5 protein-coding genes are annotated in these 7,080 nt (G+C 42.8%); all 5 read right to left on the bottom strand.

The window, feature by feature from the left end; all coding sequences use genetic code 11:
• Window positions 1-75: 75 nt before the first annotated feature.
• Window positions 76-999 carry a TonB-dependent receptor plug domain-containing protein gene (locus ACG9ZB_RS14770; protein WP_419326530.1) on the bottom strand — a complete coding sequence of 308 codons (924 nt, stop codon included), beginning with the start codon at window positions 997-999 and terminating at the stop codon, window positions 76-78.
• A 554-nt stretch (window positions 1,000-1,553) separates the two neighbouring features.
• A complete protein-coding gene (gene alr, locus ACG9ZB_RS14765) occupies window positions 1,554-2,780 on the bottom strand; it encodes an alanine racemase (RefSeq protein ID WP_419326528.1) in 1,227 nt (408 codons plus the stop codon).
• Between the two features lie 56 nt (window positions 2,781-2,836).
• Complete coding sequence (locus tag ACG9ZB_RS14760) at window positions 2,837-4,336, bottom strand: amino acid permease (RefSeq protein WP_419326526.1); 1,500 nt, start codon at window positions 4,334-4,336, stop codon at window positions 2,837-2,839.
• 403 nt (window positions 4,337-4,739) lie between these two features.
• Window positions 4,740-5,717 (bottom strand): succinylglutamate desuccinylase, encoded by a 978-nt coding sequence (astE, locus tag ACG9ZB_RS14755; RefSeq protein WP_419326524.1) that lies wholly within the window; start codon window positions 5,715-5,717, stop codon window positions 4,740-4,742.
• A 21-nt stretch (window positions 5,718-5,738) separates the two neighbouring features.
• The gene (astB, locus tag ACG9ZB_RS14750; RefSeq protein WP_419326522.1) at window positions 5,739-7,079 is read right to left on the bottom strand and encodes an N-succinylarginine dihydrolase; all 1,341 of its coding nucleotides are present in this window, start codon (window positions 7,077-7,079) and stop codon (window positions 5,739-5,741) included.
• Window position 7,080 lies beyond the last annotated feature (1 nt).

The following is a 7,080-nucleotide window of genomic DNA, read 5'->3' as shown; positions in this document are numbered from 1 at the left end:
GATATAACTCATTGAGATGTGTCATAGTATTCGTCGTTAGAAAACAATTATTGTGACATTATTTCAATGAGTTATCTATTTTTGTCGTGTACAGAGATAATTACTAAATAAACTGGCACTAATGTCTGTGGTATCGGCACTTTTACGATAGAAATCTCCTGTGAAATTAAACTGATGCTGATCGGAGAGCGCCCATATAACTCGACCCAATACGGCATCGGAACTCCAATCCGTTGGAAACGCTTTGGTTTTCGAGTTAGGTTTTGTTTCGTGTCCATCACGATGAGCATAAGCAACTAAGGCTTTCACATCATCGTTTCCTACCACCCCTGTTACCGAACTTAACCATGCTTCATCTGCAGAGCTATAGCCTGCTTTTGCAGTACCCGCAATGGTTTTTCCATCCACCAAATAATCTTCTGGAGATTTGTTTTTAAATGAAACGCGTCCACCGATTCCATCAGTAGATGCATCTGTTGTTCCGGAAACAATATCTACCGAGCTAAACATTTCAGGCTCGATATAATCACGACCTGCACCACGTTGACTCATACTATTAGGCGGAACATAAGAGCTGACAGTCGCTTCGGCAATATCAACCCCATCAATATCTAAGCCAATACGGTTGGCATCAATCCCGCGAATGTTATAACCACTGGTCCCAGTTCCATCGAAAAATGTACCACTGCCCGCAACTGAAAATGGCGCTTGTACCAAAGGCAAGTACTTCACAATACTTGCCATATCGGTCACCCCAGTTTTATCTAAATTTTCCCGATTAATCGTTGTCTTAGAAACTGTGGCTTGATCTTCATGTTCAGCATAAACCGTAATCTTTGGAAGTGAGGCTGAAACTAAAACATTGTCTTGTGCAAAGCTCTTAGAACTCAAACCTGTGGTCATGAGCACAGCCAAACATAATGATAAATAGCAGGGTCGGAGGTTCAAACTTTTAACTTCATCGCCCGAAAATTGCGACTGATATTGCTTCATACTCATGCGGTTAAACTTACCTTTTAAATGATATTGATAATCATTACATATAATTCAAATTACTTTTCCATGTCTTCAAAGACAGAGGTCAGGAAAGATCATTGATATAGGGATATTTATTTGATGCGAATAATAATCAATTAGATTATTATTTACAAATAGTATTTGCTTTTATTTTATTTTTCCAGTGAATCAGACTGTTCAAAAAATAGTTTTTGATTTCAATGCTTAATTCAAGCTGACTATCTTCTCGATCAATTTGTATGCAAAAAAACCTCAAACTTTAAACCCAATATCGAGCGTTTAAAGCAAAAAATAATGGGATGCTATCATCCATTCCAAGAATCTCAACACAATTCAACTCCACCCTTAAACTGTAAATCATCGGTGCTAGGAATGAAAAAGCAGTGCATATCCACATATGCACTGCCTTGAATAAAACCGTCAGTTCATTATTAAAAACAATATTTTAATCATTATTAGACACTGGAATAATGCCTAAACCAAACGATGATTTTGTCAGTGAGGATGTCAACACAACAGAATCCCCCCTTTTTACTCTACCGAACCACAACTTTCGGATTAGAGTTACCCCACATGGTGTAGACATCTGCCAGCAAAGCGCCATTGTATTCTTCCAAATCACTTTGCTTCACTATTGCGCCCCCTTGTTCGCCAAACAGGACCACTTCATCATTGGCACGAATATCTGGAAAATCAGTAACATCCACCATAGTCGTATTCATGGAGGTGCGCCCAACTACAGACACTTTATGCCCTCGAATCAGTACATAGGCTTTATTACTAAACGCCCGTCGATAACCATCTGAATAACCAAGCGGCAAGTTCGCCAATAGTGAATCACGCTTCAAGGTATATGTTTGGTCATAGCCAACTGTTGTGCCTTTCAAATAGGCATTGACTGTTGCCACTTGAGTTTTAAAGGTCATCAGCTTTTTATATTCAACTCGATCTGGCAGGCTGTCACCATAAATCACACCGCCTGCACGTACCATATCTAGGTGTGACTCTGGAACCGTCAAGGTCGCAAAAGAATTTGCAGAATGTAAAGTCAGTGCTTCTCGCTTTAATTTGGCTTTTTTAATCAACCAGTCCGTTTGCTGGTTAAAGACCGCCAAACGTTCACGTACATATTTTTCATCTTCTACAGCATAATGCGTCATGATGCCCACCAGCTTTAAATTTGGCAGTTTGGTCATGCGCAGCGCTTGTTGTTTACCTAGTGCACTGTTCAGCTCTAAACCGTTTCGATCCATCCCCCCTGCATTTAAACCCAAATGATACGCAAGGCTTAAACCCTGTTGTTTAGCCCATACAGACAAGCGCTCTGCTTGTTCATAGTTCCCCAACAACTCTTCCATATTTAAGGAAGCAGCATTTTGGATTTCTTGATCAGTCGCAGCACGTAATCTTAACAGCCGTCCCTGATAACCAGACTTGCGCACCATCGCTGCTTCGGCATTACTGGTGATGCCGACACAGGGCACATTAAGCTTAATAATACTCGGCATCAACAGTTCAATCCCGTGACCATAAGCATCGGCTTTCATGACCGCACAAATCTGGCTTTTGTCCTGTAGCTGCTGTTGTAAGGTCTGAATATTCTGCTCGAAGGTCTGTACATTAATTTCAACCCATGCATTGGCCTGTGGTGCTGCCACTTGTGTCGCTGAAAGATGTGGCGTCAATAACGGTGCGGCAAAACTGCTCTGTATATGTAGTAATCCAGCACCCAACATGCATGCCCAAAGTGTTGCTTTTTTCAAAATAAATCCCTCTGTTTTACGATAAAAATAAAGGGGGAATATTCCCCCTCTGTTCCTCAACTATTTTCTTGCATTTCATCCTGTTCAATGCGGCGACCATGGGTTAAAATCCAGTTACGCTCAGCATATTTTTTCGTTTTATAGTAATAAGTAATACCCAGTCCAATAAACCAAATTGGTGAGAACGCCAAAGAAATCATGGTGTCATGATCGAGCGCCAAAATCGCGACCACAAAGATTAAGAACAACAAGGTAAACCATGCCATAAAACGTCCACCGGGCATTTTATACGCCGACTGTTCATGCAGTTCAGGCGCTTTTTTGCGATAAGCCAAGTACGACAAAATAATCATGGCAAAGGTGAAAATACACAAAATCGAAGTGAAGGCTGAAATGATGATAAATGCTGTCATGACATCAGGCACAATGAACAAAATTGAAGTACCTACCACCACACAGAACATCGAGAACATTAAGCTCAATACTGGCACTTTACTTTTCGACAGTCGAGCAAAACTTTTCGGTGCATCTTTTTCTACCGCTAAACCGAACAACATACGACTGGTGGCAAACACGCCACTGTTCGCAGAAGACATGGCAGAGGTTGCCACGACAAAGTTGACAATACTGGCTGCTGCGGGCAAACCAATTAAAGTAAACATTTCAACAAATGGACTCTTGTCAGGTGAAATCTGCGACCAAGAAGTGACTGCGATAATACAAACCAAAGCACCGATATAGAACAATAAAATACGTAATGGAATTGAGTTAATCGCGCGTGGTAAAGCATGATGGGGATCTTTAGTTTCTGCTGCTGTGGTACCCACCAATTCAATACCAACAAAGGCAAATACTGCGATTTGGAAACCAGCCAAGAAGCCTGTTAAACCATAAGGGAACAGTGACTCTTTCTCGACCACATGGGCTAAAGACGCTTTCACACCATCTGGAGAGACGAAACCAATCGTAATCAGATAGACACCGACCAACAGGAACATAATAATCGCGATAATTTTAATTAAAGCAAACCAGAACTCCACTTCACCAAACAGTTTTACTGCAACAAAGTTCAACAAAGTCAAAATGGCAATCGAGGTGAAAGCGGGTATCCATGCGGGGAGATCGGGATACCAAAACTGTGCATAACCTCCAATCACAATCACATCCGCGATTGCGGTGACAATCCAACTGAGCCAGTACGACCAACCTAAAAAGAACCCTGCCCACGGTCCCAAATAAGCCGTTGCAAAGTCTGCAAAAGATTTGTAATTGGTATTAGAAAGCAGTAGTTCCCCCATCGCACGCATGACGAAGAAGAAGAAGAAGCCAATAATGAGGTAAGTTAAGATGATCGAAGTACCCGACACAGCGAGTGTCTTGCCCGACCCCATAAAAAGACCCGTACCAATCGCACCACCAATCGCAATCATCTGAATATGACGATTGGTCAGTGAGCGTTGCAGTTGTTCTTCCTCAACTGACTCGTAATGATGTCCACCCAGTAAATCACCTTCTAAGGGCTCTTTTTGTTGATGGGTCTGTTTTCCATTCATCATGTTTTTACTCCAATTTACAACCCAATGGGTGTAAATATGGGACTCAGATTTAGATAATTCCTTATTTCATCTCAGTCCAAAATTAAGCTACATATTATTTTTCAATAACATTAATTTTTATTATTCAGCGCCACACTATTTATCTCTTTATGGCGGCAAAATAATACTCACACAGGCTGCAAAAACCATGCCTAATTTAATTATTTAATATTAAAAAACAATAGCTTAATTAAAACACAGCGCAAAATCAACCATCGACTATAAGTCCCCTTATGATCGACAGATGAAAATATTGAATTAATATTTTTCTCAATATCCATATATTCAATTCCATTGAAAATTAATTTAACGACTTAAGTTCGATAAACCACCATCATCACATTTAATAAATTGACTGAAATCATCAAGGATGAACCTCAGTTAATATCAGTCCTGCTCTTAATCCCTTTTTCACTTGAGTATTCGGAAATAAAATTCGAACCTGCTCAGGTGCAGTCACATACGGTTTGCCCTGTTGCAGAGCAATCACGGCATCGGTTTCGAACACGGAAAAATTAGGCGCAGAATCTGCCAAATTAAGCTGGAAGTCATCTTCAGTTTTGATGATCGAATCAACGACTCGAAAAGTTTGAATTGCTTGTTTTTGACGTACAGGTAAGGCCTGCTCACTCACCACGGCGCGAAGCACATGATTAATCGCGGCGAAAGCCGCCAAATCATTTTGGCCAAAGGGTTTGGCATGACCAAGTTCGAGTGTCGAACTGGCCGCTTGAAACTGAGAGCTGCTAAAGTGTGTAAAAGTACGACCTACAGCATTGTGATACACTAAGGCATCCAATTCCGCAGCGTTTAGGCTGTCTAACATCGCAGCATCATAGTCATGGGTTTGATAAGGAAATAAGGCAAAAGTCGGCAACAAAGATGGGCGAATCGCGGTATGCAAATCGTAATGATAGCGTCGTACTTGAGATGGACTATCATTAAAAAAAGCGGTGACGATCTGTTCTAAGGCCACCACCCGCTGCGCTTCAACTGTGTCGGTAAATTGTTGATAGGCCCCGCAGAACATGCGGTTCATATCATTTTCAACATAGCGTTGCCCCGAGCGAATCGCGATAGGATTCCCTAAAATCAGCAATAACTTAACCTTGAGCTCTAATGCCCCTGCAAACAAATCGTGACTCAGCTGCGCCAACAACTCGATTGGCGCAGTTTCATTGCCATGCACACCCGCGGAAAGCACGACTGCTTTTTCATAAGCCTGTTTCGGCGTAAAAGATAAAACACCTTCAGCCAACCATTCCCAACGAAAATCATGCTGTACGCCATGCGTAACTGTCGGGACACGTTGTGCTAAAACATCACCTAGAAAATCTATCATCTGCTTTCCCTGCACGATTGCTTAACGTTGGAAGTGATACACCGAACCTAAGTTCAAAATTTGCGTCAGTTCATCTAACGCAGTACGGCTTTCAATCAGTAATTGCGGGTCAGCCAAATCTTGCTGCGCCAGCTGGTCGCGGTAGTACTGATCCACCCACGTATTTAAACGGGTAAACAAGGCATCATTCATAAACAGGTTTAGATTGATCGCATTTAGCTCTGCTTCATTCACCGCCACACGTAAACGTAAACATGCAGGCCCACCGCCATTGCGCATACTTTCACGCAGGTCGAAGACTTTGATGTCGTCAATCGGCGTACCCATTTGGATCATGTCGTTTAAGTAGCCCCACACTGCTGGGTTTTGACGTGACTCTTCAGGCACCACAATGCTCATCCCGCCATCGGCACGTGTGAGCAATTGACTATTGAACAAATACGTATTGACCGCATCTTTCACAGAAACACGCTGATCAGGCACTTCAATGGACACAAACTCTTGACCCAAGCGCGCCATTTTTTCGCGAATTTCTGCCAACGCTTCAGATTGATTCAAAAATGCATGCTGATGGTGGAACATTACGTTTTGGTTACTCACCGCAATCACGTCGTTGTGGAAGACGCCTTGGTCAATCACATCGGGATTCTGCTGTACAAACACTGTTTGTTCCGCTTTGAGTTGGTGTAAACGTGCGACTGCTTCACTCGCCTCAAGAGATTGGCGTGCAGGATAGTGTTTTGGACCGATACCACCACCGAGGAACTGCTGACCATAGACAAACACTTGCACGCTGGCCTGATCATAAGCACCGCCTAAACGGTTATGGTTCGCGGCACCTTCATCACCAAACAATGCCACAGGTGGCAATGCTTCATGATGGGCGAAGTGACGCTCATCCTTAAACATGGCCGCCATCACGCGTGATGTAGTATCGTGTTCAATAGAACGGTGGAATTTGTTGTTCAAATTTGCCGCAGTAAAATGCACACGACCATCTGCGCTGTCTGCCGACGGTGAAACCGTCGCCGCATTGGCGGTCCACATACACGATGCAGAACTCAACGCGGATAACAATGCAGGCGAGGTACGCATCGCTTGTTCAATCACGCTATGGTCATCCCCACGGAAGCCCAATTTGCGTAAGGTCGGCACATGTGGGCGTTCTTGCGGTGCAAATACACCTTGCTTTAAGCCCATGTCGGCCAAAGCTTTCATCTTTAACAGACCTTGCTTGGCAGCCAACTTCGGGTTGGAAAGATTATTTTGGTTTTTGGTAGATGCCTCGTTTCCGAATGACAATCCCGCATAGTGATGCGTTGGACCGACTAAACCATCAAAATTAATTTCATAGCCTGACATT

The organism is Acinetobacter johnsonii, assembly GCF_048551975.1.
GTDB classification, from domain to species: Bacteria; Pseudomonadota; Gammaproteobacteria; order Pseudomonadales; family Moraxellaceae; genus Acinetobacter; species Acinetobacter johnsonii_A.
The sequence above is the reverse complement of the archived record's forward strand: the minus strand, read 5'-3'. Positions and strand labels throughout refer to the sequence as shown.

Excerpts from the sequence above, each read along its gene's own strand:
- ACG9ZB_RS14770 (WP_419326530.1), bottom strand. The coding sequence starts at position 999 with ATGAGTATGAAGCAATATCAGTCGCAATTTTCGGGCGATGAAGTTAAA.
- astB (WP_419326522.1), bottom strand. The coding sequence starts at position 7,079 with ATGTCAGGCTATGAAATTAATTTTGATGGTTTAGTCGGTCCAACGCAT.
- ACG9ZB_RS14760 (WP_419326526.1), bottom strand. The coding sequence starts at position 4,336 with ATGATGAATGGAAAACAGACCCATCAACAAAAAGAGCCCTTAGAAGGT.
- astE (WP_419326524.1), bottom strand. The coding sequence starts at position 5,717 with ATGATAGATTTTCTAGGTGATGTTTTAGCACAACGTGTCCCGACAGTT.